Source organism: Arthrobacter sp. BG5 (assembly GCF_056680155.1).
In genome coordinates this window covers 1,456,985-1,477,616 of sequence record NZ_CM155268.1, presented here as the reverse complement: position 1 = coordinate 1,477,616, position 20,632 = coordinate 1,456,985, and the positions used below count along the sequence as shown (strand labels likewise).

The window sequence follows — 20,632 nt, the reverse complement described above, 5'->3', positions numbered from 1 at the left end:
GGCACTTCCGGGCCGCCCGGCCGGTCCCCGCGGGAGCCCGCAATTAGTGGATGCCTTCCGGCGTATATGTCGCTAGTGTGGAGGGCATGGTGACAGACGACGTATTTGCCGTCATTGCTGAGGCAACCCGGCGGGACATTCTTATGTCCCTCCGCGAGGGGGACAAAGCGGTGGGGGAGCTGGTCCAGGAGCTCGAGGCGAGCCAGCCCACCATTTCCAAGCACCTTAAAGTCCTGCGCGAGGCGGACCTGGTCAGCATGCGCGCCCAGGGCCAAAAGCGCTACTACGCCCTGAACCCGAAGCCGCTGGCCGGCGTCGCCAGCTGGCTGGAGACGTTCGACGTCGGGCGTTCCGCCGCTGCCGAACCGGCGGCACCGGCCCCGGCGGCAGCCCTGCCCGCCGGCACCCCGGAACCGGGCCCGGTGCCTGAGAGCCTCGCCGCGGCCGTGACCACGCCGCCGGCGGCAACGGAACCGGCGCTGCCGGAAGTTCCCGCAGGCAGTGCGCTGAGCCCCGCCGTCGCCATTCCGGTGAGCACCGCGGGGGAAGACAAGCGACCGCAGCAGATCGGCCGGACGGTGGGCCGTGCCGCCACCCGCGCCGCGGACCTACTGGCCAACCTGCCGAAATTCGGCCGCAAGAAGTAGCCCGGCTACCTGGCGAGCAGCCGGACGTGGTCCGGGGTGAGGTCGGCGATCCGGCTGACACCCAGCAGCGCCATGGTGCGGCGCATGTCGGTCTCCAGGATCTCGATGGCCCGGTCCACCCCGGCCCGGCCGCCGGCCATCAGGCCGTAAAGGTAGGCGCGGCCGATCAGGGTGAAGTCCGCCCCCAGCGCCAGCGCCGCGATGATGTCCGCGCCGCTCATGATGCCGGTATCCAGGATGACCGCGGCGTCGCTGTTGCCCGCCTTGAGCGCCGCGGACACCTCCGGAAGCAGGTGGAACGGGATGGGGGCGCGGTCCAGCTGGCGGCCGCCGTGGTTGGAGAGCACGACGCCGTCCGCCCCGTGGTCCACGACCTTGCGGGCGTCGTCGACGGTCTGGATGCCCTTGACCACCAGCTTGCCCTTCCACGTTTCGCGCAGCCAGTCCAGGTCCTCGAAGGTCAGGGTGGGGTCGAACATGGAGTTGATCAGGTCCGCCACGGTGCCGGTGTAGCGTGACAGCGACGCGAAGGTCAGCGGCTCGTGCGTGAGGAAGTTGAACCACCACGCCGGCCGGTAGGAAGCGTCCAGCACCGTTTTCAGGGTCAGCGCCGGCGGGATGGTCATTCCGTTGCGGACATCGCGGAGCCGGGCGCCCGCGACGGCGGTGTCCACCGTGACCATCAGCGTGTCGTTGCCCGCCGCGGCCGCGCGTTCGATCAGCTCCAGCGAGCGGTCCCGGTCCGTCCACAGGTACAGCTGGAACCAGTTGCGGCCGTCGGGGGCGGCGGCGGCCACGTCCTCGATGGACGCGGTGCCCATGGTGGAGAGCGTGTAGGGGATGCCGGCGGCCGCGGCGGCCCGGGAGCCGGCGTACTCGCCTTCGGACTGCATCATCCGGGTAAAGCCGGTGGGCGCGATGCCGACGGGCAGCCGGGCGGCCTGGCCCAGGATCTCGGTGCTGAGGTCCACGCCGGAGACGTCGCGCAGGACGCCCGGGCGGAACTCGATGTCCAGGAACGCCTCACGGGCCCGGCGCAGGGTGATCTCGGCCTCGGCCGCCCCGTCGGTGTAATCGAACGGCGCCTTGGGGGTGCGCCGCTTGGCCAGCTCCCGCAGGTCCCAGATGGTGCTGGCGCGGCGCAGCTTCGCCTCGCGGCTGAAGTCCGGCTTCTTGAACTGCATCAGGGGCGCCAGGTCCGCGTACTTCGGCACGCGGCGCCGGAGCGCGTCGGGCAGCAGGCCGCCGTCCCGGGCGCCGGCGGCGGCGCCAGCGGCACCAGCGGCCCCGGCCGCACCAGCGGCGCCTGGCTTTGCGCCGGGCTGGCCGTGGGTGGCCGTGTCGTCCGGCGTCGTCGGGGCCTCGGGGTTGCCGATGATGGTGGGTTGCGTCATTGCTGCCTCCGGTGAGTCTCGTCACAGTCTGTGGTCCAACCACACTCTAAAGGACGGTGCCGGAATGTTACGCCGCCGCTTTGCCCTTCGGCCGTGGCCGGGGCTATGGTCGATGCCATGACTAACCGTTGGTATGCGTATTTTTCGTTGGCTCTGGAGGGGCCCGCGTCTAACTGACACGCATCCACACACCTTCAGAGCCAACAGGGCAGAGATCATTCTCTGCCCTTCGCCATTTCTCCGGCGGGTTCTGACCAGGGCCCGCTCCGCACCCCCGGAACAGGACCCAAACCATGAGCATCGAAGCAGCCCCCGACAGCCAGCAGTCCACTTCTAACCTGCGGGTCAGCGAATTCACCGCGCTGCCCACCCCGCAGGATATGATCGCTGAACTCCCGCTGGACGCCCGGGGCTCCGACGTCGTCGGCCGCGGCAGGGACGAGGTCCGCGCGATCATGGACGGCGTGGACGACCGGCTCCTGGTGATTGTCGGCCCGTGCTCCATCCACGATCCCAAGGCCGGACTGGAATACGCCCGCCGGCTGGTCAGCCAGGCCGAGAAGCACCGCGAAGACCTGCTGATCGTCATGCGCACCTACTTCGAGAAGCCGCGCACCACGGTGGGCTGGAAGGGCCTGATCAACGACCCCCGGCTCGACGGCAGCCACGACATCGCCGCCGGCCTGCGCGCCGCCCGCCGGTTCCTGAGCCAGGTCACCGCGCTGGGGCTGCCCACCGCCACGGAATTCCTCGAGCCCATCAGCCCGCAGTACATGGCGGACCTCGTCGCCTGGGGTGCCATCGGAGCGCGCACCACGGAGAGCCAGATCCACCGCCAGCTGGCGTCCGGGCTGTCCATGCCGATCGGCTTCAAGAACGGGACCGACGGCGGCCTGCAGGTGGCGCTCGACGCCTGCAGCGCCGCGGGCGCCGCCCAGGCGTTCCTGGGAATCGACGGCGACGGGCGGGCCGCCCTGGTTAGCACCGCCGGCAACCCCGACACCCATATCATCCTGCGCGGCGGCAGCGACGGACCGAACTTCTCCGCCGCTGACGTCGAAGCCGCCTCCACGCGGCTTGCCGCCAGGCAGCTGAATCCGCGCCTGATCGTGGACGCGAGCCACGCCAACAGCGGGAAAAACCATCACCGGCAGGCCGAGGTCGCCCTCGAGATCGGAGCCCAGCTGGAGGACGGAGGGGCCTCCGCGTCGGCGATCGCCGGGATCATGCTGGAGAGCTTCCTGGTGGGCGGCGCGCAGGCCCTCGACGTCGCCGAACACGCCGCCGGGACCGACGAGCTGGTGTACGGCCAGAGCGTGACGGATGCCTGCATGGACTGGGACGTCACCGCGTCGTTGCTGGACCAGCTGGCGGCCTCGGCACGCACCCGGCGGACCAAGGGCTAGGGGACCAGCGCTGAGGGGCCCGGCGACGGTCGAGGTGGGGCAATCCTGCGGAAATCCTTCACAGATTCCTGCGGAAACCTTTCACATTGGCACCATGAACCCCTAGAGTATCTAGCACATGGTTGTTTGATGGCTCAGCATCGGCACACCGCCATGTCGTTCAGACGGGGCAGCCGTTCGCTTGAGCAAAAGGAATAAGGGAAATGTCTTCGGAGGCCAACTTCTCCAACGCGCGCTTTCTCACCGTGGCCGAGGTCGCGGACGTCATGCGGGTATCGAAAATGACCGTGTATCGCCTGGTGCACTCCGGCGAAATGCCGGCGGTGCGCTTTGGCCGCTCATACCGGGTTCCGGAAAACGCCGTCGAACAGTACCTCAAGGGTGCTGTCGTCGACGGACGCACTGAGACGGCCTGAGTCTTCTGCTGTCGCACCGGGCCGCGGCAGACCCCGTTGCGGGGCCTGCGGTCGTGGTGTGCCCCGGATAGGCGGTACCCTGTTAAGGAACGTTTAACGTCATTGTAAGAACCTGTCAGTTGTTCAGTCTGCTGCTTAGCGCGTGGACCCTTCCCAACGGGCAGGTATTGCATCTAGCCGGTAAGGATCTTTCGTGGGTTCAGTTATTAAGAAGCGTCGCAAGCGTATGGCCAAGAAGAAGCACCGCAAGCTGCTTCGCAAGACGCGCCACCAGCGTCGCAATAAGAAGTAGAGATACTTCGTACAGCGTCAATGCCCGTTGCCTTTCCGGCGGCGGGCATTTTCTTGTCCAAGCGGGGCGGATCCGGGAAAGCGCAGCGGCTTCGGAAAGGGCAGCCCGGATCCGGGCTGCGCCCGCCCGAAAGCGCAGCGGAAAGCGGGACAGGCCCCGGGGGAGCGAGCTTAGACCGTGGGGCCGCGGAAGCGGGAGAAGCCCCGCCAGAGGCCGTAGATGGCTCCGCCGACGGTGGCGGCCTTCAGGCCAAGGGTGGCCGCCCGGCGTCCGGAGCGGAAGTCGTAGACCGGCCAGTTGTGTTCGCGGGCGTGGCGGCGCAACCGGGCATCGGGATTGATGGCCACCGGGTGGCCGACCATGCTGAGCAGCGGAATGTCATTGTGCGAGTCGCTGTAGGCCCAGCAGCGGTTCAGGTCCAGGCCTTGCGCCTCGGCGATGCCGCGGACGGCGACTGCCTTGGCCGGTCCGTGCAGGATATCGCCGACCAGCCGCCCGGTGTACGACCCGTCGTGGATCTCACCGACCGTGCCCAGGGCTCCGGTGAGGCCCAGCCGGGTGGAGATCACCGTGGCCACCTCGATCGGCGTCGCCGTCACCAGCCAGACCCGGCGGCCCACGCGGAGGTGCTGTTCGGCCAGCGCCTTGGTGCCCGGCCAGATCCGGGACTCGATCATCTCGTCGTAGACTTCCTCGCCGAGGGCTTCGATGTCCTGCACGGTGAAACCCGAGGCCAGGCTCAGGGCGGTGTCGCGGACGGCATGGACGTCGTCGATGTTTTCGCCGCGGAACACAAACATCAGCTGCTTCCAGGCGAAGCCCGCGGCCTGCGGAATGGTGAACGCCCCGCGCTGGTACATTTTCCGCGCCACATGGAACAGGCTGGCGCCGCGCATGAGGGTGTTGTCGACGTCGAAAAAGGCGGCCTCGCCGTCCTGCGATGACGCAGCCGGCCGCGTAGCCACCGCGACGTACTTCTCCTCGGGCATGCCACGAGTCTAGTCAATGCCGGCGGATCCCACGCGCAGTTGGGCCGCCGCCGCACCGCCGTCGGGCCCGGAACGCGGCCGCATCGACGCCGGGCCCGGCGCCGGGCTACCGTTGAACCATGGCCAAACCCGCGCTCCGCCCCGAGGTAGTTCTGATCACCAAGGCTGACTGCCACCTGTGCGCCGACGCGCGCGACGTGGTTGGACGGGTCACCGCCGGGCTGGGGCTCGAATGGTCCGAACAGTCCATCGACGACGACGCCGGCCTGCGCGAGCGCTACGCCGAGGAGATCCCGGTGCTACTGGTGGACGGGGTGCAGCGGGATTTCTGGCGGATCGACGAGGCCCGGCTGCTCCGTACCCTGCGACGTGCGCTCGACCAGCCTGCCTGAACGCCCCCGGGCCCGTCCGGCCGACGGGCCGCTGCCGGCCCCGGGCGGCTGGCGGGCGGCTGCTTTGTGGCCCGAACAGCCGGGGCTCTAGAGTGGAGGCACAACGCGACGCAATGGAGCAGATAGTGACTTCGCTATATTCCTCACCCGACGCCCTGCCCGGGGGAGCCGGACCTGCCGCCAAGCAGATCCCGCCCGCGGCCGTGGCCCGGCTGACGATATACCTGCGCGCGCTGACGACTCTGCTGGCGGAGGGCGTGGACCGGGTTTCCTCCGAATCGCTGGCCGAAGCCTCGGGGGTCAGCTCCTCCACGCTGCGCAAGGACCTCTCCTACGTGGGCTCCTATGGAACCCGCGGCGTGGGCTATGAGGTGCAGTACCTCAACCGCCACATCGCCGCCGCCCTGGGCCTGACCCACGACTGGAAAGTTGCCATCGTCGGCGCGGGCAACCTCGGCAAGGCCCTCGCCCGGTACGGGGGCTTCGAGTCCCGGGGCTTTGACATTGTGGCGATTTTCGACGCCGACCAGATGGTGGTGGGCAGCGAAGTGGGCTGGCTGCGGGTCAGCGACGCCGCGGACCTTGAAGCCGTGCTGCACCGCACCGGGGCCAACATGGTGGTTCTGGCCCTGCCCGCCGCGGTGGCGCAGAGCGTGTGCGACCGGGTCGTGGCAGCGGGAGTGCGCAGCATCCTGAGTTTTGCCCCGGTCATGCTGCAGGTGCCGCCCGGAGTCAACCTCCGCAAGGTGGACATGGCCACCGAACTGCAGATCCTCGCCTACCACGCACAAAGGGCGCAGGACCCGGAAGACGCCGACTGACTTCAGCCGGCGTCATCCGGCTCCCGCGCCCTCGGCCAGCGGCCTGAGTTAGCGGCCTGCGTTAGCGGCCGTAAGGGTTCTGCGCGTACGGGTTGGTGAACGGCTGCTGCTTCTGGAAGTAGGGGGAGACTGTCGGCAGGTACAGGATCACGATGCCGGCCACGCCCAGCACAACCGCCAGGGTGCCCAGGCTCAGCGGGAAGAGGCTGAGAAGGGACAAGGCGGCAAAGACCGTGCCCAGGATCCGTGCCCAGTTCTTGCCCTTGCGCACGTTCAACGCGACGAGGGCGTAAAGCCCGGCGCTGATAATCGCGAACACCACCACGGTCCCCACAATGACGCCCTTGATGTCTTCGAACCGGACGTCGGCGCCGCTGGCGGACATCTGCTGTTCGAACATGTCCCGCATGGCGGGGGAGTCCAGGGTTCCAATCGCCAGCAGCAGCGACAGAATCCATACGACGCCGGACGCCACCAGCAGCCAGAAGGCAAGGTCGAGCCGCGGCGGCCGGGTCCCGGCGCCACCGGTGGGGAGTTCCGACGGGTACTGCGCGTAGGGGGACTGTCCGTACGGGCTCTGGCTGAACTGACCCGGGGCCTGTCCGTAGGCCGGCGGCTGCTGGCCGTAGCCGGGAGCGTTCTGGCCGTACTGCGGAGCATTCTGGCCATACTGCGGGGCCGGCGGCTGCTGACCATAGCCGGGTGTCTGCTGGCCGTATTGCGGAGCGTTTTGACCGTACTGCGGGGCCGGCGGCTGCTGACCATAGCCGGGAGCGTTCTGGCCGTACTGCGGAGCCGGGTTGCCCGATTCGGGTCCGTCAGGGCTGGAAGGCTCGACTGGCGGGTTACTCATGGCGGTCCTTTGCATGTTGATGACGGGATGGGCTACCGGGACCAGTGTCTCAACCCCCTGCCCCCAGCATGGTTTAACTACACCGTACCCCGGGCCTGTGGCTGTGCGGGCCATTCCAGAAAGGTATTCTCGGCCCCACTTCGGGACCCGGCGGCCCCCGCATCGCACACTAAGGGCCCGGCCGGCGCCGGGGGCTCCCTTTTCGGGGCAGGGGCTCAAAAACGGCCCTTGAAAGCGTCGAACCAGGCCTGTGACTTGGGCAGCCACATCAGCATGGTCGCCACCAGGCTGATGAGGAAACCCGGCCAGCTTCCGCCACCGGCGACGCCGATGCTCAGCAATGCGAGGACCAGGCTGACTCCGGCAGCGATGGTGAGGGCGAACCGGGCCCATTCCCAGCCCTCCTTCATCTTCATCGCCAGTGTGACCTGGGCCCAGGCCAGCGCGAGGGCCACCAGCACCAGCAGGAGCAGCAGGATGCCCGCCGGCGGTGACACCACAAAAAGGACGAGGGTGCCGAAGAGCCCGATCACGCCGGCGAGCACACCCAGCATGCCGCCGATCACCCAGACCCAGTAGGAGACCTTCAGCTCCGTGGGCATGGCCGGGACGTTGAGAATTGCGGAATAGCCGCCTACCGGCAGGGCCTCCTTGAAGGTCCGTGGCCGGTCTGCGGGCCACTGGATGCGGAATGCACCTGGGCGTCCCGGCCGCCCCGATCCGCCCGGCGGGGCGTTGCCCGGTTCCGGCGGGTTGGCACCTGGCTGTGGTGGCTCGGGGATGTCGCCGGTATTGCTCATAGATTTCACTTTAGACCCAAACACCCCGCGCCATCCGGGGACGGCGCGGGGTGTTTGAAGGTGCTCCGGCGCTGGGCCTGGCCGGCTGGGCCGGCCAGGCCGGGACGCCCCAAGAGGCGGCCGGGCCTAGGCTGCGGGGGCGATGAAGGCCAGTTCGAGGTTGATGGCAACCTTGTCGCTGACCAGCACGCCGCCGGCTTCGAGGACTGCGTTCCAGGTCAGGCCGAAGTCCTTGCGGCTGATGGTGGTTTCGGCGGTCAGGCCGGCGCGGGTGTTGCCGAACGGGTCAACGGCCACACCGTTGAGCTCGGTTTCCAGAGCCACCGGGCGGGTGACACCCTTGATGGTCAGGTCGCCCTGCAGCTCGTAGGCGTCGCCCTTGGGCACGATGGCGTTGGAGACGAAGGAGATCTCCGGGAACTTCTCGACGTCGAAGAAATCTTCGCCGCGGACGTGGCCGTCGCGGTTGGCGTCGCCGGAGTCGAAGCTGGCGGTCTTGATGGTGGCGTTCACCTTGGAGTCGGCGACGTTTTCTGCGAGGTCCAGGGTTGCGTCGGCTTCCTTGAACTGGCCGCGGACCTTGCTGATGCCCGCGTGGCGGACGGTGAAACCGATTTCGCTGTGCGAGGTGTCGAGGGTCCAGGTGCCGGTGGTGAGGTTTGCGGGAAGTGCCATGGTGGTTCTCCTTGAGTCGGGTGGGTCGTGCGGGAGTTCATCTGATCGTCGGTCGACGCTTCATTGGTTGAAGTCTCAACTAACTGCTTCACTCAGTATAAACATGCATATGCATCTTTTATTCCGCCCCGGGGGAACATTTCCCAAAAAGTTTGAGTTCTACTTCCTGTAGAAGATTTCGTCATTGCCCCTGCCCTTTGAGAAACTGGTACACATGCCACAAGCGACTGTTCATTTGCTCCGCCACGGCGAGGTCCATAACCCCGACGGCGTCCTGTACGGCAGGCTGCCGGAGTTCCACCTTTCCGAGTTGGGCCGGCAGATGGCCGGGATGCTGGCCGAGCACTTCAGTGAACGCGCCGCACAGGGGGCGAAGATCGTGCATCTCGTGGCCTCCCCGCTGACCCGCGCCCAGGAAACGGCACAGCCGATCGCCCAGGCACTCAACCTCGACATTGCCACCGAGGAGCGGATCATCGAGGCCGCCAACTACTTCCAGGGCCTGCAGGTCTCCAAGGGCGAAATCTTCAAACCCAAGCACTGGCCGATGCTGCGCAACCCGCTCCGGCCCTCCTGGGGCGAACCGTACAAGGCGCAGGCCGCCCGGGTGACCGCGGCGGTGCAGGACGCGCGCCGGCGGGCCATCGAGCTCGGCGGCGACGGCGCCGAAGCGATCCTGGTCAGCCACCAGCTCCCCATCTGGGCCACCCGGCTCAGCGCCGAGGGCAGGCCGCTGTGGCACGATCCGCGCAAGCGCGAATGCACGCTCACCTCTGTGACCTCCCTGGTCTTCGCCGACGACGGGACGCTGCTGCGTGTCGACTACAGCGAGCCGGCCGCCGTCCTGCTGCCCGGTGCCTCCCGCACCCCGGGGGCATGACCATGCCCGCTAACGACCCGAGGCCGTCCCGCCGCGGCATCCTCACCGCCGGCGGCGCGGCACTGGCCGCAGCGCTCGGCCTCTCCGGCTGTGCCCAGGAAGACGACCTCGCCAAGCAAGCCAGGGCCGGGGATAACAAGAACTACGTCGCCGGCGACGGCTCGGTGACCGAATTCGCCGTCGGTGACCGGAAAAAACCGGTGGACATCAAGGGGACCCTGTTCGACGGAACCGCCGTGACGGCGTCGGAGTTCCAGGGCAAAGTGACGGTGCTCAACTTCTGGTTCGCCGCCTGCGCCCCGTGCCGGGTGGAGGCGCCGTCGCTGGAGGCCCTGCACCAGGAGTTCAAAGGCCAGGGCGTGCAGTTCTTCGGCGTCAACCTGCGCGATGAGAAGGCCACGGCCGAGGCGTTCGACAAGACCTTCAACCTGACCTACCCCAGCTTCAACGACAAGGACGGCGCCGTGCTGCTGGCCGTCTCCGGCCTGGTCCCGCCCGGTGCGGTGCCCACCACGCTGGTGCTCGACAAGCAGGGCCGCGTTGCCTCCCGCGTGCTCGGCGAAATCCAGAAGGGCACCCTCAAGTCCCTCATCGCCGCCGCCGTGGCCGAGTAGCCAGGAAGGTGACGCCGTGAACAGCCCCTTCGCCGAAGCCATCCTGAGCGGTTCGCTGCTGCTCGCCATCCCCGTGGCGCTGCTGGCAGGACTCGTCTCCTTCCTCTCACCCTGCGTACTGCCGCTGGTGCCGGGCTACCTTGGCTACGTGACGGGGCTGACCGGCGTCGACCTGCAGAAGCAGAAGCGGGGCCGGATGCTGGCCGGAATCGGGCTGTTCGTCCTGGGCTTCTCGGTGATCTTCGTGCTCCTCGGCGGGGCCTTCGGCCAGCTGGGGACGCTGATCACCGGCTCGCAGAACGCCTGGATCACGCAGCTGCTGGGCGTGCTGGTGATCGTGATGGGTGTCGTGTTCATGGGCGGCTTCGGCTGGCTGCAGCGCGACGCGAAGATCCACGCCAAGCCGCCGGCCGGCCTCTGGGGCGCGCCGCTGCTGGGCATCACCTTCGGCCTGGGCTGGGCGCCGTGCATCGGCCCCACCTACTCGGCCGTCCAGCTGCTGAGCCTGTCCGGCGGCTCCTCCGCGGCCAAGGGTGCGCTCCTGGCCTTCGTGTATAGCCTTGGGCTGGGCATTCCCTTCCTCCTGATCGCCCTGGCCGTGCGCCGCGGCGTCGGGGTCCTCTCCTTCTTCCGCCGGCACCGGGTGGCCATCCAGCGCACCGGCGGCGGCATCCTGATCGTGCTGGGCCTGCTGATGGCCAGCGGCGTCTGGGGGGCCTGGGTGTCCGGGCTGCAGTACTGGTTCCAAACCGATGTGAAATTGCCGATCTGATGAGCGAGCGCGTGAACGTAGAGAAGAAAACCCCGGCCGCCGGCACCCCCGGCAGCAGCCCCGCCGAGACCGGTGTTTCGGCCGTCAAGGCTGAAGCTGTCCTGCCCTCGCTCGGACCGGTGGGCATGCTCCGTTGGGCGTGGACGCAGCTGACCAGCATGCGCACCGCGCTGTTCCTGCTGCTGCTGCTCGCCGTCGCCGCCGTGCCCGGGTCGCTGTTCCCGCAGCGGCCCGCGAACCCCGCGGTGGTCACCCAGTACATCAAGGACCACCCGGACTACGGCAAAATCCTGGACTCCCTGCAGCTCTACGATGTGTACTCCTCGGCGTGGTTCTCCGCCATCTACATCCTGCTGTTCATCTCACTGATCGGCTGCGTGGTGCCGCGCGCGATCGTGCACTACAAGGCCATGCGATCGCAGCCCCCGCGCACCCCGGGCCGGCTGTCCCGGCTGCCCGAATACGGCACCCTGGTGATCCCCGCCGACGCCGGGATCCCGGCGTCGCGCGCCATTGATGACGCCGCCGCGCTGCTGAAGAAGCGCGGCTACCGCGTCGATATCAGGGACCGCGACGGCGAACGGCCCTCGGTGGGCGCGGAACGCGGCTTCCTCCGGGAGGTCGGCAACCTGGTCTTCCACACCGCGCTGATCGGCGTGCTGGTGTCCGTCGCGGCCGGCGGCCTGTTCGGCTACAGCGGGCAGCGGATCCTGGTCGAGGGGGACACGTTCGTGAACACCCTGGTGGGCTATGACCAGTTCACGCCGGGCACCAACTTCCAGAGCAGCCAGCTGGAGCCGTACTCCATTCAGCTGGACAAGTTCCAGATCACCTTTGACCGCGAATCGAAGGGAAAGTTTGGCCAGCCCATCGACTTCAAGGCCGATGTGACCACCAAGGAGAACCCGGGTGCGCCCGCCAAGCAGGAGGTGCTGAAGGTCAACGACCCGCTCAGCCTGGGCGGCACCAGCATCTACCTGACCGGCAACGGTTACGCCCCGGTGGTCACGGTGCGCGACGGCGCCGGCAACATCGCCATGCAGGGCCCGGTGGTGGCCAAGCTGCAGGGCGACAACTACTACTCCTCGGTGGTCATCAAGGTTCCCGATGCCAAGCCCGAGCAGCTCGCCTTCGCCGGCTTCTTCCTGCCGACCGCCTTCATCACCAAGGACGGCGTTTCCTTCAGCGGCGATCCGGAACTGTTCAACCCGCAGCTGACGCTCAATTCCTACTACGGAGACCTCGGGCTGGACAGCGGCTCGCCGCAGAACGTGTTTGAGTTGGACGTGAAGAAGCTGACGCCGCTCAACGCCCGGAACCTGCCGACCAAAGGCATCGTGCTCACCCCCGGCACCACCCACACCCTGCCGGACGGCAAGGGCACCATCAGCTTCGACGGCGTGAAGCGCTACGTCGGCGTGGACATCCACCACAACCCGGGCCAGGGCTACGCGCTGTTCTTCGCGCTGCTCGCCGTCGCGGGCCTGGTCACGTCGCTGTACGTCAACCGCCGCCGTGTCTGGGTCCGCACCGGCACCCACGAGGACGGCCGGACCATGGTGGAGTACGGCCTCCTGGCGCGCGGCGAGGACCACCGGCTGGCCGGGGAGGCGGCCGCCGTCCGCGCCCTGCTGTCGGCCGCGTGGCCGCTCGACGACGGGCCGGCGGACGATTCCGGCGCAGGTTCCCAGCCTGCTCCCAGCGCGGCGGCGGATAATGACCGGGCGGACCACGGCGCAAGCGCCAACGCCGGCACGCGGACCTCCACGGAACACCCCGCAACAGACTTCATTCAGTCCACAGCAGGCTCTCCTGAGTCAAAGAAGGATCAGTAATGCCGTACTCGATCAACGAAACCATGGGCCAGTACAGCGAGCTCTTTATGCTGCTCGCTGCCGGCACCTACACGGTGGCCTTCATCGCCTTCGCCTGGGATCTGGCCAAGAGCAGCAAAACCCTGCGCGCGGTGGACCTGAAGGCAGCAGAATTGTCCGGTGCCCAGCCGGCCCGCGTCCCGGTGGGCGCCGGCGTCGGGGCCTCCGCTGCCGGCGTTGACCGCGCCGACGCGGACGTGGCCGGCCCGGTCGGCCGGGCCGAGCGGCCAACGTCATCGGTCTCCGGCAGCCAGGCAAACGGTGCCGGCGTGACCGCCGACGGCGGCATGCGCTACGGCGCCGAGCGCCGCGCTCCCGCGCGGGTCGCCGTCGCCCTCGCCGTGCTGGGCGCCGGTATCCACGCGGCCGGTGTCATTACCCGGGCGATCGGCGCGGGCCGGGTTCCGTGGGGCAACATGTACGAGTTCCTGACCACCGGCGCGTTTGTGGCGGTCGCGGTCTTCCTGCTGGTGCTGATCCGCCGCGACCTGCGCTTCCTCGGCACCTTCGTGATCGGCCTGGCCATCATCATGCTGGTCGCGGCGTCCATCGCGTTCTGGACGCCGGTGGGGCACCTCGTGCCGGCGCTGCAGAGCTACTGGCTGATCATCCACGTCTCCATCGCGGTGCTGTCCTCGGCCCTGTTCACCCTGACCTTTGCCATGTCCGCGCTGCAGCTGGTCCAGTCGCACCGGCAGAAGACGATTGCCGCCGGCGGGGCCGACAAGCTCGGCTTCATGCGCCTCGTCCCGAATGCGCTGAGCCTGGAGAACCTGTCCTACCGGATCAACGCGATCGCGTTCGTCGGTTGGACCTTCACCCTGATGTTCGGCGCCATCTGGGCGGAGAAGGCCTGGGGCCGCTTCTGGGGCTGGGACACCAAGGAAGTCTGGACCTTCGTGATCTGGGTTGTCTACGCCGGCTACCTGCACGCCCGCGCCACCCGCGGCTGGACCGGCACACGCGCGGCCTGGCTCTCGATCGTGGGCTACCTGTGTGTGGTCTTCAACTTCACCATCGTCAACCAGTTCTTCAACGGCCTGCACTCCTACTCGGGGCTGTAGGCGCCCGGGAGTTCGTCGCTTCGCCACGAATGGCCGCTAAGCCACCCCGCTTAGCGGCCATTCCTGTCAGATGGGCGCCGGTGGGCGCGGGACGCCGCCTCGGGGCCGGGCCACGGCCGGCGTCCAGCCTCGTTCCACAAGCGCCGCCCGCACTCTGGTGACCGCTGGCGGCTCCAAACCGGGGGCGAACGGGGTCAGATGCCACTGGGTCAATACAACTACCCGCCACCCGGCATCCCTCGCGTTTTCGTCCCGGAAGATATCGCTGCGACGCTGCGCTGGGGTGGCGTGGTGTCCGCCGTCGTATTGGATCGCGATTTTTTCTTTCCCATAGGAGAGGTCCGGGTCCTGGATCCAGCCGCCGGTTTCGTCGAACATGGGGACGTTGACTTCGGGTTCGGGGAGGCCATGGCGGAGCAGTAGCAACCGGAGTTCGGTCTCCTTGGCGGAGTCCGCGCCGGAGCGCATCAGGATCCGGGCACGCATGGCGTTCCGGTAACCAGGCTTTCCTTTTCGTCCTTGAAGGTAGGCGTCAACCTCGTCGAGGGTGGACAAAGGGTTCCTTCGGCGGAGCAGGAAGTCTCCGGCAGTCACCAAATCATCGAGGCTGAGGATGCCGGCGAGGTCGAACCACGTCCGCAGCGGGGAGGTGCAGCGGACCGCGCGCCGGCCACGATCTCCGTCGATCCAGGAGCCAACTGATGTCCTACGACGTTCTTGCGCCGCACTGCGCGGTGGCCCTGCAGGCTCGTCAGATGGACGACGGCCGTATTCGCCAGGGCCGGCGGCAAAGGGAAACCCCACAGTACCGCTGCAGACAAATGGCTCACCACTGCGCCGGTGACGGCAGTCAGGGCGTGGACGCGTCCAAGAAGAGTGTCCGGGGCGGTGGCGGCGATGCGCACTCCGTGACAGGGGCTGACGAGATCCCGAGCCCGGGTGCGACGTCGGCTAAGCGCCGCTGCACGGGCCTCCGCCATGGTAAATGGCTTGTCTTGAAGCTGTGGGGGAAGCTCGCTGGGCTGGCGCATAAGAGCATTCTGCGCCCGCCAGGAGCGGGATTTGACGTTGTCCACAGCCCGGACAGGGTGTGGGGGAAGAGTGGGCCGGTGGAGGCTGGTTTGCAGGTCCGGATGCGTGGTGTCGATTTGCCGGCGATGGCCGCTACGAGGGTTGGCATTCAGGCCATTTCCGGCAAACAGGCAGGGAACGCGCCGACGGAGAGGGCGCGCGCCTGCGTACCGGGGGCGGAGGGGCTATTTGACCTCGTCGGTGCCCGGCGTGGGGTCGCCGCTGCCGTGGGCTTCGCCCGACTCCGTGCCCGGCGCTTCTCCGGGGCCGTTGCCGAGCCTGCGCTCTTTCGCGTCCAGCTCGTCCTTCAGCTTCTTGAGCCGGTCTGCCTCCGCCTGGTTGCGCCGGCGCAGTTCCAGGTTGCGGAGGAAGTCGGGATCGTCGTCCGGGGCGGTCGGGTGGCGGTAGCTGGCGGGGGCGGCCGCGGCCTGACCGCGGGGCCGGCCGATGAGGAACCACAGCACTGCGCCGACCACGGGAAGGAGGATCTGCACCACGATCCAGGCCGGCTTGGAAATGCCCTTGGTAAGGCGTGCGTCAGTCCGGATGAGGTCGATCAGTCCGTAGACAAAGACGACCAGTACAACGATTGGTACCACGACACGGAGCATAGCTTCAGTTTAGCCTCCGCGCGAGCTTCCGGCGCCGCGCAGGCAACCCCCGGGGCCGTCCAGCTGAGCGGCCGGTCCCGGCCGGCTGCCCGGTCCGGTCCCCGGCTGGCTGCCCGGTCCGGTCCCCGGCTGGCGGCCAGCCCTGCCCGTCCGGTTGCCGGGGTCCGGGGGCCGCCGGGACGGCTAAACTGGAGCTGTGGCTTTCCTGAAATACTCCCTGATCCGTCTGGCCCTCTTTGCGCCGTTGTTCGCGCTGTTTGTGTATCTGCAGCTGGGCTGGCTGCTGGCCGCTCTCTGCGCCGGAATGATGGCTTTCGCCATCAGTTTCCTGTTCTTCCAGAAGCAGCGGGACGCGGCCACCGCGTCGATCCACGACCGGTTCTCCGGCAGGGCCAAGCCGCTGCGCACCGCCGGGGAAGTCGACGACGCCGACGCGGAGGACCGCCTGGTGGACGAGCACCCGGACGTCACCGTGCGCACCGACAGCCGGCCCAAGGACTCCTAGGGCTCCCTGAGGGCCCCAATCGGGCCTGGGACCCGCCGGATATACACTCAGCCGGCGCTCAGACCCGCCGGAGCCGGACTCAGCCGGCGCTGGACCGCCTAGAACCCGCGGCTGAGCACCAGGCCAAGCGAGAACAGCACGGCGTACCCCAGGTTGATCAACCCGGTCTGCTTCAGCACCGGGATCAGGCTCTTACGGCGCCGCCCCGCGATCATCAGCCACGACGGCATCAGGATGGCCGGGATGAGCAGCAGCACAATGAGCATCCACGGCCGCGCCGGGGCGAGGACGATCACCAGCAGGATCGCAACGGCGAGCATCAGGACGTAGCTTTCCCGGGCGTGCTTGTCGCCCAGCCGGACGGCCAGGGTCTTCTTCCCCGCAACGCGGTCGGTAGGGATGTCCCGCACGTTGTTGGCCATCAACAAGGCGCAGGCGATGAGTCCCGTGCCGATCGCACCGATGATGGCGGCCAGGCTGAGCCGGCCGGCCTGCGTGTAGGTGGTGCCCAGCGTAGCCACCAGCCCAAAGAACACAAACACGAACAGGTCGCCCAGGCCAAGGTAGCCGTAGGGGTTTTTGCCCCCGGTGTAGCCCCACGCAGCGAGGACGCAGCCCACGCCCACCAGGATCAGCCACCATGCCTGCGTCATGATGACCAAGACCAGCCCGAACAGCATCGCCAGGCCGAACGCGGCGAACGCTGCCCGCTTCACGTGCCCCGGTTCCGCCACCCCCGAACCGACCAGCCGGAGCGGACCCACCCGGTCCTCGTCGGTGCCGCGGATGCCGTCGGAGTAGTCATTGGCGAAGTTCACGCCGATCTGCAGCAGCAACGCCACCATGGCGGCCAGCAGGGCGTTGACGGGACGGAACGCGCCCATCTCATAGGCGGCTGCGGATCCGATCAGGACCGGCGCGATCGCCGCCGGGAGGGTGCGCAGACGGGCGCCTTGGATCCATTGTGCGGCTGTGGCCACGTTCAGTACCTCGTTGTTGTGGGGGCGAGCTGGGGGAAAGTCCGGGTTGAAGCTTTTCTATTTTCCCCGATGAAGGGCATCGAGCCGAAATGTCATGCCCAGCCGGTCCGGTTTGCCGTTCGGGAGCATCAACAGTTCCTCGGCCGTGAGTACCGTTTTCGGGACCAGGGGGCCCGCCAGCGGACCCGCGCTGCCGGCGGCTAACCGTGCGGTGAACGCCTCGGCCGCCTCGGGGGAGCGGTCCGCAAGCACCACATAGGCCGCCAGCGCCTGGCCCCACTCGGTGGATGGAACGCCGGCAACAAATGCCGCCCGCACGCCGTCGAGCCTCTCCAGCTCGGCCTGCACGTGCGCGGCGGACACTTTCACGCCCCCGGTGATCACGACGTCGTCGGCCCGGCCAAGGACGGTCAGCGTGCCGCCCGCGGACAGCTCCCCGAGGTCGTTGGTGCGGTACCAGCGGACGCCGTCGTCCTCCGCAAAGGCGGTGGCCGTGAGATCCGGCCCGCCGAGGTAGCCGGCGGCAATGGTGGCACCGCCGAGCATGATCCGGCCGTCGGCCGAGATCTTCACCTCAACCCCGTCCAGCGGCACGCCGTCGTACACGCAGCCGCCGCAGGTTTCGGCGGCGCCGTAGGTGGCCACCACCCGGAGGCCGGCATCCCCGGCCGCCGCGAGCAGCTCCGCCGACGCGGGGGCCCCGCCCAGCAGGATGGCGTTGAAGCGCCGGAGCGCGGCCAGCGTCTGCGCCGAGGGCGCCTCGAGTAGCCGCTGCAGCTGCGTGGGGACGAGGGAGGTGAAGCGGATCTTGTCGGTCAGCTCCAGCGCCGCGGCGGTGAAGGCCTCGGGGGTGAACCCGCCGGACAGGTCCATCGCCCAGGGCCGTGTGCCGGCGAAGAGGGACCGGACCAGCACCTGCACGCCGGCCACGTACTGCACCGGCAGGGCCAGCAGCCACTGGCCTTCACCCTTGAGCGCCAAGGCGGTCGCCATCGAAGAGGCTGCCAGGGCGTCCACCGTGAGGACCGTGGCCTTGGGCACCCCGGTGGAGCCCGAGGTCCGGACCACGACGGCCGCGTCCTCGAAGCCGGGGGTTTCCACCAGCTCGACGACGGGGGAGCCGTCCGGCCCGGCGGACAGCTCGACGGCCGGTCCCTCGCCGCGGAGGGCTGCCGCCAGGGCTGCGAGGGCGGGCTCGATATTCACCGCGGCTGTTGTCATAGCGGCGCCCTCAGAAGTAATACGGGAACTTGGACCAGTCCGGATCGCGCTTCTCCAGGAAGGCCTCCTTGCCCTCCACCGCCTCGTCCGTCATGTACGCCAGCCGCGTCGCTTCACCGGCGAACACCTGCTGGCCGGCCAGCCCGTCGTCGGCGAGGTTGAAGGCGAACTTGAGCATTCGGATGGCCTGCGGGGACTGCCGGGCGATGTCGGCGGCGTATTCCAGCGCCACGTCCTCGAGCCGCTCGTGGTCCACGGCCTCGTTCACGGCACCCATCCGGACCATGTCCTCGGCGGAGTATTCGCGGGCCAGGAAGAAGATCTCGCGTGCGGCTTTTTGCCCGATCTGGCGGGCCAGCAGCGCCGAGCCGTAGCCGGCGTCGAAACTGCCCACCGTCGCGTCGGTCTGCTTGAATTTGCCGTGCTGCCGGGAGGCGATGGTCAGGTCGGAGACCACGTGCAACGAATGCCCGCCCCCGGCCGCCCAGCCGTTCACGACGGCGATGACTACCTTGGGCATGGTCCGCATCAGCCGCTGGACCTCGAGGATGTGCAACCGGCCGGCGCGGGCCGGGTCGATGGTCTCCTTCGTCTCCCCGTCGGCATAGCGATACCCGTCCCGTCCGCGGATCCGCTGGTCACCGCCGGAGCAGAAGGAATGCCCGCCGTCCTTGGCGGAGGGGCCGTTGCCGGTGAGCAGGACGGTGGCGACGTCCGGGGTCATCCGGGCATGGTCCATGGCCCGGTACAGCTCGTCCACGGTGCCGGGGCGGAACGCGTTGCGCACCTCCGGCCGGTTGAACGCGATCCGGACGGTGGGGAGGTCCCGAACGGCGGTGCCGTCGTCGGACCGCTCCACCTGCCGGTGGTAGGTCAGATCCTGGAAGTCGTCGAAGCCGGACACGGTGCGCCAGCGGCTGGGGTCAAAGACGTCGGATACCTTGGCGGGGATTTCGTTGCTCACAGTCCGAGTCTAGTAATCGGCTCAGCTGATGCAGAACTCGTTGCCTTCCGGGTCCGCCATGGTGTGCCAGGAATGCGGGCCCTCGTTGGCGGTCCACAGGTACGTCGCGCCCCGGGCCTCGAGGGCGGCGCGCACGTCGTCCTTGTCCGCGCCGGCCAGGTTCACGTCCCAGTGGACCCGGTTTTTGACGGTCTTCGCCTCCGGCGCGGTCTGGAATAGAATCCGCCGGGTAGCCGGCTTGGCGCCCAGGTCCTCGGGCGGCCGGATGGCGGCTCCGTCCCGCCAGACCAGTTTTCCCTGGTGCAGCTTGGTCTCCGCGTCCGTCGCAAAACCCTGCTCGATCATGGAGCGGATGAAACCCTCGTCCTGCGGCTCCACGGCCCAGTCCAGGGTTTCAGCCCACCAGTCGGCGAGGCCGTGCGGATCGATGCAGTCGACAGCGATCTGGATGTTCAGTGCCATGGGAAAAACCTACGACGCCGGCGCCCGCGGCGCTAGGTGCCGCCGGGAACAATCCAGCCGCACCCCGCTTCGGCCTGGTCCTGGTCTACTGCAGCTGTTCGAGGACTTCCGGCGGGATGGCGTAGATGAAGATGACGGCCAGCAGGTTCTTCGCGGCGTGGACGAAGTAGGAGAACATCAAGTTGTTTCCGGTCCACACGTAGACGAACACCAGGGTGGCGCCGAGAGCGAGGTAGGGCATCAGCACCGGGAGCGTCAGCGCTTCCTGGCCGACGATGTGCAGGGCCGCGAACAGCACAACCGAGAGGGCGGAGCAGATCCAGATGTTCAGCTTCCGGCTCAGCTTGCCGATCAGCAGGTGCCGGAAGATGTACTCCTCCACGAAGGGGCCCACGATCACCAGCAGCGGCACCATCAGCCAGGCTGGAACCTGCTGCATCAGGGCCTGCAGGCCGGCCTGGTTGGCGGAGGTCTGCGGCGGCCCGGTGAGGGCCACCAGGACGGCGGTCAGGATCATCGCGGCCACCACCGCCAGCGGCACCATCAGCAGCGTGAACCAGGGCCTCGTCGCCAGGACGCGGAGGTCGCGGCCCGCGATGTGGCGCGCCGCGGCCAGGGCGAGCGCGCCGATGGCCCCGTAGAAGATGAGGTTTACCGCGTAGGACGCCACCGCGGGATTGGGCGAGAGCTGCAGCAGGAGCGGGCCCAGCAGTCCGGAAGCGGTGGCAAAGAGACCCGCCACTGCCACGTAAATCCCCGCCGTGATGAAGTCGAGCCGGGAAAAGGCGTACAGTTCCGGACGCGGCGCGGGTGGTTGACGGAGAGCGGTGCCCATGCCACCAGCCTAGCCCGGCCACGGCCCCGGGGACGCCTAACGCCCGGGCCGAGGGCGCCGGGCGTTAGGTGCGGGTGTTGCCTGCCGTGGTCCT

At 68.3% G+C, this 20,632-nt stretch carries 24 protein-coding genes; 12 read left to right on the top strand and 12 right to left on the bottom strand.

Translation table 11 applies throughout. The features are described from left to right. Nucleotides 1-86 precede the first annotated feature (86 nt). Nucleotides 87-647 carry an ArsR/SmtB family transcription factor gene (locus tag AC1MBE_RS06765; RefSeq protein ID WP_479781785.1) on the top strand — a complete coding sequence of 187 codons (561 nt, stop codon included), beginning with the start codon at nucleotides 87-89 and terminating at the stop codon, nucleotides 645-647. 5 nt (nucleotides 648-652) lie between these two features. Here AC1MBE_RS06765 and AC1MBE_RS06760 read toward each other — a convergent pair whose 3' ends face one another. Continuing rightward, nucleotides 653-2,041, bottom strand: coding sequence for an alpha-hydroxy acid oxidase (locus AC1MBE_RS06760; protein WP_479781784.1), 1,389 nt, complete (start codon nucleotides 2,039-2,041; stop codon nucleotides 653-655). 293 nt (nucleotides 2,042-2,334) lie between these two features. Between AC1MBE_RS06760 and AC1MBE_RS06755 the strand changes: the two genes are divergently transcribed. The 3 genes from AC1MBE_RS06755 to AC1MBE_RS06745 all read left to right on the top strand — a co-directional run bounded on the left by AC1MBE_RS06755 (nucleotide 2,335) and on the right by AC1MBE_RS06745 (nucleotide 4,155). After that, nucleotides 2,335-3,447: a 3-deoxy-7-phosphoheptulonate synthase gene (locus AC1MBE_RS06755; RefSeq protein ID WP_479781782.1), complete on the top strand. Its 1,113-nt coding sequence runs from the start codon at nucleotides 2,335-2,337 to the stop codon at nucleotides 3,445-3,447. Between the two features lie 203 nt (nucleotides 3,448-3,650). Beyond that, nucleotides 3,651-3,863: a helix-turn-helix domain-containing protein gene (locus AC1MBE_RS06750; RefSeq protein ID WP_346957799.1), complete on the top strand. Its 213-nt coding sequence runs from the start codon at nucleotides 3,651-3,653 to the stop codon at nucleotides 3,861-3,863. Nucleotides 3,864-4,056: 193 nt separating this feature from the next. Further along, nucleotides 4,057-4,155 (top strand): 30S ribosomal protein bS22, encoded by a 99-nt coding sequence (locus AC1MBE_RS06745; RefSeq protein ID WP_003792170.1) that lies wholly within the window; start codon nucleotides 4,057-4,059, stop codon nucleotides 4,153-4,155. Between the two features lie 170 nt (nucleotides 4,156-4,325). Here AC1MBE_RS06745 and AC1MBE_RS06740 read toward each other — a convergent pair whose 3' ends face one another. After that, complete coding sequence (locus tag AC1MBE_RS06740; protein WP_346957798.1) at nucleotides 4,326-5,144, bottom strand: HAD family hydrolase; 819 nt, start codon at nucleotides 5,142-5,144, stop codon at nucleotides 4,326-4,328. A 119-nt stretch (nucleotides 5,145-5,263) separates the two neighbouring features. On the opposite strand from AC1MBE_RS06740, the gene AC1MBE_RS06735 reads away from it, so the two are divergent. Then, on the top strand, nucleotides 5,264-5,536 hold the full coding sequence (locus tag AC1MBE_RS06735; RefSeq protein WP_479781780.1) for a glutaredoxin family protein: 273 nt from the start codon (nucleotides 5,264-5,266) through the stop codon (nucleotides 5,534-5,536). 125 nt (nucleotides 5,537-5,661) lie between these two features. After that, nucleotides 5,662-6,357, top strand: a complete 696-nt coding sequence (locus tag AC1MBE_RS06730; protein WP_479781778.1) for a redox-sensing transcriptional repressor Rex — start codon at nucleotides 5,662-5,664, stop codon at nucleotides 6,355-6,357. A gap of 61 nt (nucleotides 6,358-6,418) precedes the next feature. On the opposite strand, the gene AC1MBE_RS06725 is transcribed toward AC1MBE_RS06730, so the two are convergent. From AC1MBE_RS06725 to AC1MBE_RS06715, 3 genes are all read right to left on the bottom strand, one after another. Beyond that, nucleotides 6,419-7,210, bottom strand: a complete 792-nt coding sequence (locus AC1MBE_RS06725; RefSeq protein ID WP_479781776.1) for a hypothetical protein — start codon at nucleotides 7,208-7,210, stop codon at nucleotides 6,419-6,421. A gap of 215 nt (nucleotides 7,211-7,425) precedes the next feature. Continuing rightward, entirely contained in the window at nucleotides 7,426-7,812 is a 387-nt protein-coding gene (locus AC1MBE_RS06720) for a hypothetical protein (protein WP_479781774.1), read from the bottom strand. Nucleotides 7,813-8,136: 324 nt separating this feature from the next. Further along, nucleotides 8,137-8,685, bottom strand: a complete 549-nt coding sequence (locus AC1MBE_RS06715; RefSeq protein ID WP_479781772.1) for a YceI family protein — start codon at nucleotides 8,683-8,685, stop codon at nucleotides 8,137-8,139. Between the two features lie 214 nt (nucleotides 8,686-8,899). On the opposite strand from AC1MBE_RS06715, the gene AC1MBE_RS06710 reads away from it, so the two are divergent. The 5 genes from AC1MBE_RS06710 to ccsB are packed head-to-tail and all read left to right on the top strand — an operon-like array spanning nucleotide 8,900 to nucleotide 13,889. After that, on the top strand, nucleotides 8,900-9,565 hold the full coding sequence (locus AC1MBE_RS06710) for a histidine phosphatase family protein (RefSeq protein ID WP_479781770.1): 666 nt from the start codon (nucleotides 8,900-8,902) through the stop codon (nucleotides 9,563-9,565). Next, nucleotides 9,562-10,179 carry a TlpA family protein disulfide reductase gene (locus AC1MBE_RS06705; protein WP_479781768.1) on the top strand — a complete coding sequence of 206 codons (618 nt, stop codon included), beginning with the start codon at nucleotides 9,562-9,564 and terminating at the stop codon, nucleotides 10,177-10,179. The genes AC1MBE_RS06710 and AC1MBE_RS06705 overlap by 4 nt, the downstream gene beginning before the upstream one ends. 16 nt (nucleotides 10,180-10,195) lie before the next feature. Then, nucleotides 10,196-10,951, top strand: a complete 756-nt coding sequence (locus AC1MBE_RS06700) for a cytochrome c biogenesis CcdA family protein (protein ID WP_346957791.1) — start codon at nucleotides 10,196-10,198, stop codon at nucleotides 10,949-10,951. After that, a complete protein-coding gene (locus AC1MBE_RS06695) occupies nucleotides 10,951-12,786 on the top strand; it encodes a cytochrome c biogenesis ResB family protein (RefSeq protein ID WP_479781766.1) in 1,836 nt (611 codons plus the stop codon). Before AC1MBE_RS06700 ends, AC1MBE_RS06695 begins: the two co-directional genes overlap by 1 nt. Then, nucleotides 12,786-13,889, top strand: coding sequence for a c-type cytochrome biogenesis protein CcsB (ccsB, locus tag AC1MBE_RS06690; protein WP_479781764.1), 1,104 nt, complete (start codon nucleotides 12,786-12,788; stop codon nucleotides 13,887-13,889). The genes AC1MBE_RS06695 and ccsB overlap by 1 nt, the downstream gene beginning before the upstream one ends. A gap of 66 nt (nucleotides 13,890-13,955) precedes the next feature. Here ccsB and AC1MBE_RS06685 read toward each other — a convergent pair whose 3' ends face one another. Together AC1MBE_RS06685 and AC1MBE_RS06680 are read right to left on the bottom strand one after the other, a co-directional pair. Continuing rightward, nucleotides 13,956-14,444 (bottom strand): hypothetical protein, encoded by a 489-nt coding sequence (locus tag AC1MBE_RS06685; RefSeq protein WP_479781762.1) that lies wholly within the window; start codon nucleotides 14,442-14,444, stop codon nucleotides 13,956-13,958. A 701-nt stretch (nucleotides 14,445-15,145) separates the two neighbouring features. Next, entirely contained in the window at nucleotides 15,146-15,571 is a 426-nt protein-coding gene (locus AC1MBE_RS06680; RefSeq protein WP_479781760.1) for a PLD nuclease N-terminal domain-containing protein, read from the bottom strand. A gap of 196 nt (nucleotides 15,572-15,767) precedes the next feature. On the opposite strand from AC1MBE_RS06680, the gene AC1MBE_RS06675 reads away from it, so the two are divergent. Further along, nucleotides 15,768-16,076: a DUF4229 domain-containing protein gene (locus tag AC1MBE_RS06675; RefSeq protein WP_346957787.1), complete on the top strand. Its 309-nt coding sequence runs from the start codon at nucleotides 15,768-15,770 to the stop codon at nucleotides 16,074-16,076. 98 nt (nucleotides 16,077-16,174) lie between these two features. Here AC1MBE_RS06675 and AC1MBE_RS06670 read toward each other — a convergent pair whose 3' ends face one another. From AC1MBE_RS06670 to AC1MBE_RS06650, 5 genes are all read right to left on the bottom strand, one after another. Then, nucleotides 16,175-17,056 (bottom strand): 1,4-dihydroxy-2-naphthoate polyprenyltransferase, encoded by an 882-nt coding sequence (locus tag AC1MBE_RS06670; RefSeq protein ID WP_479781758.1) that lies wholly within the window; start codon nucleotides 17,054-17,056, stop codon nucleotides 16,175-16,177. A gap of 57 nt (nucleotides 17,057-17,113) precedes the next feature. Continuing rightward, nucleotides 17,114-18,277, bottom strand: a complete 1,164-nt coding sequence (locus AC1MBE_RS06665) for an AMP-binding protein (RefSeq protein ID WP_479781756.1) — start codon at nucleotides 18,275-18,277, stop codon at nucleotides 17,114-17,116. 10 nt (nucleotides 18,278-18,287) lie between these two features. Then, nucleotides 18,288-19,241: a 1,4-dihydroxy-2-naphthoyl-CoA synthase gene (locus AC1MBE_RS06660; protein ID WP_479781754.1), complete on the bottom strand. Its 954-nt coding sequence runs from the start codon at nucleotides 19,239-19,241 to the stop codon at nucleotides 18,288-18,290. 21 nt (nucleotides 19,242-19,262) lie between these two features. After that, nucleotides 19,263-19,703 carry a VOC family protein gene (locus tag AC1MBE_RS06655; RefSeq protein WP_479781752.1) on the bottom strand — a complete coding sequence of 147 codons (441 nt, stop codon included), beginning with the start codon at nucleotides 19,701-19,703 and terminating at the stop codon, nucleotides 19,263-19,265. 85 nt (nucleotides 19,704-19,788) lie between these two features. Next, a complete protein-coding gene (locus AC1MBE_RS06650; protein WP_346957782.1) occupies nucleotides 19,789-20,538 on the bottom strand; it encodes a CPBP family intramembrane glutamic endopeptidase in 750 nt (249 codons plus the stop codon). Between the last annotated feature and the right edge of the window lie 94 nt (nucleotides 20,539-20,632).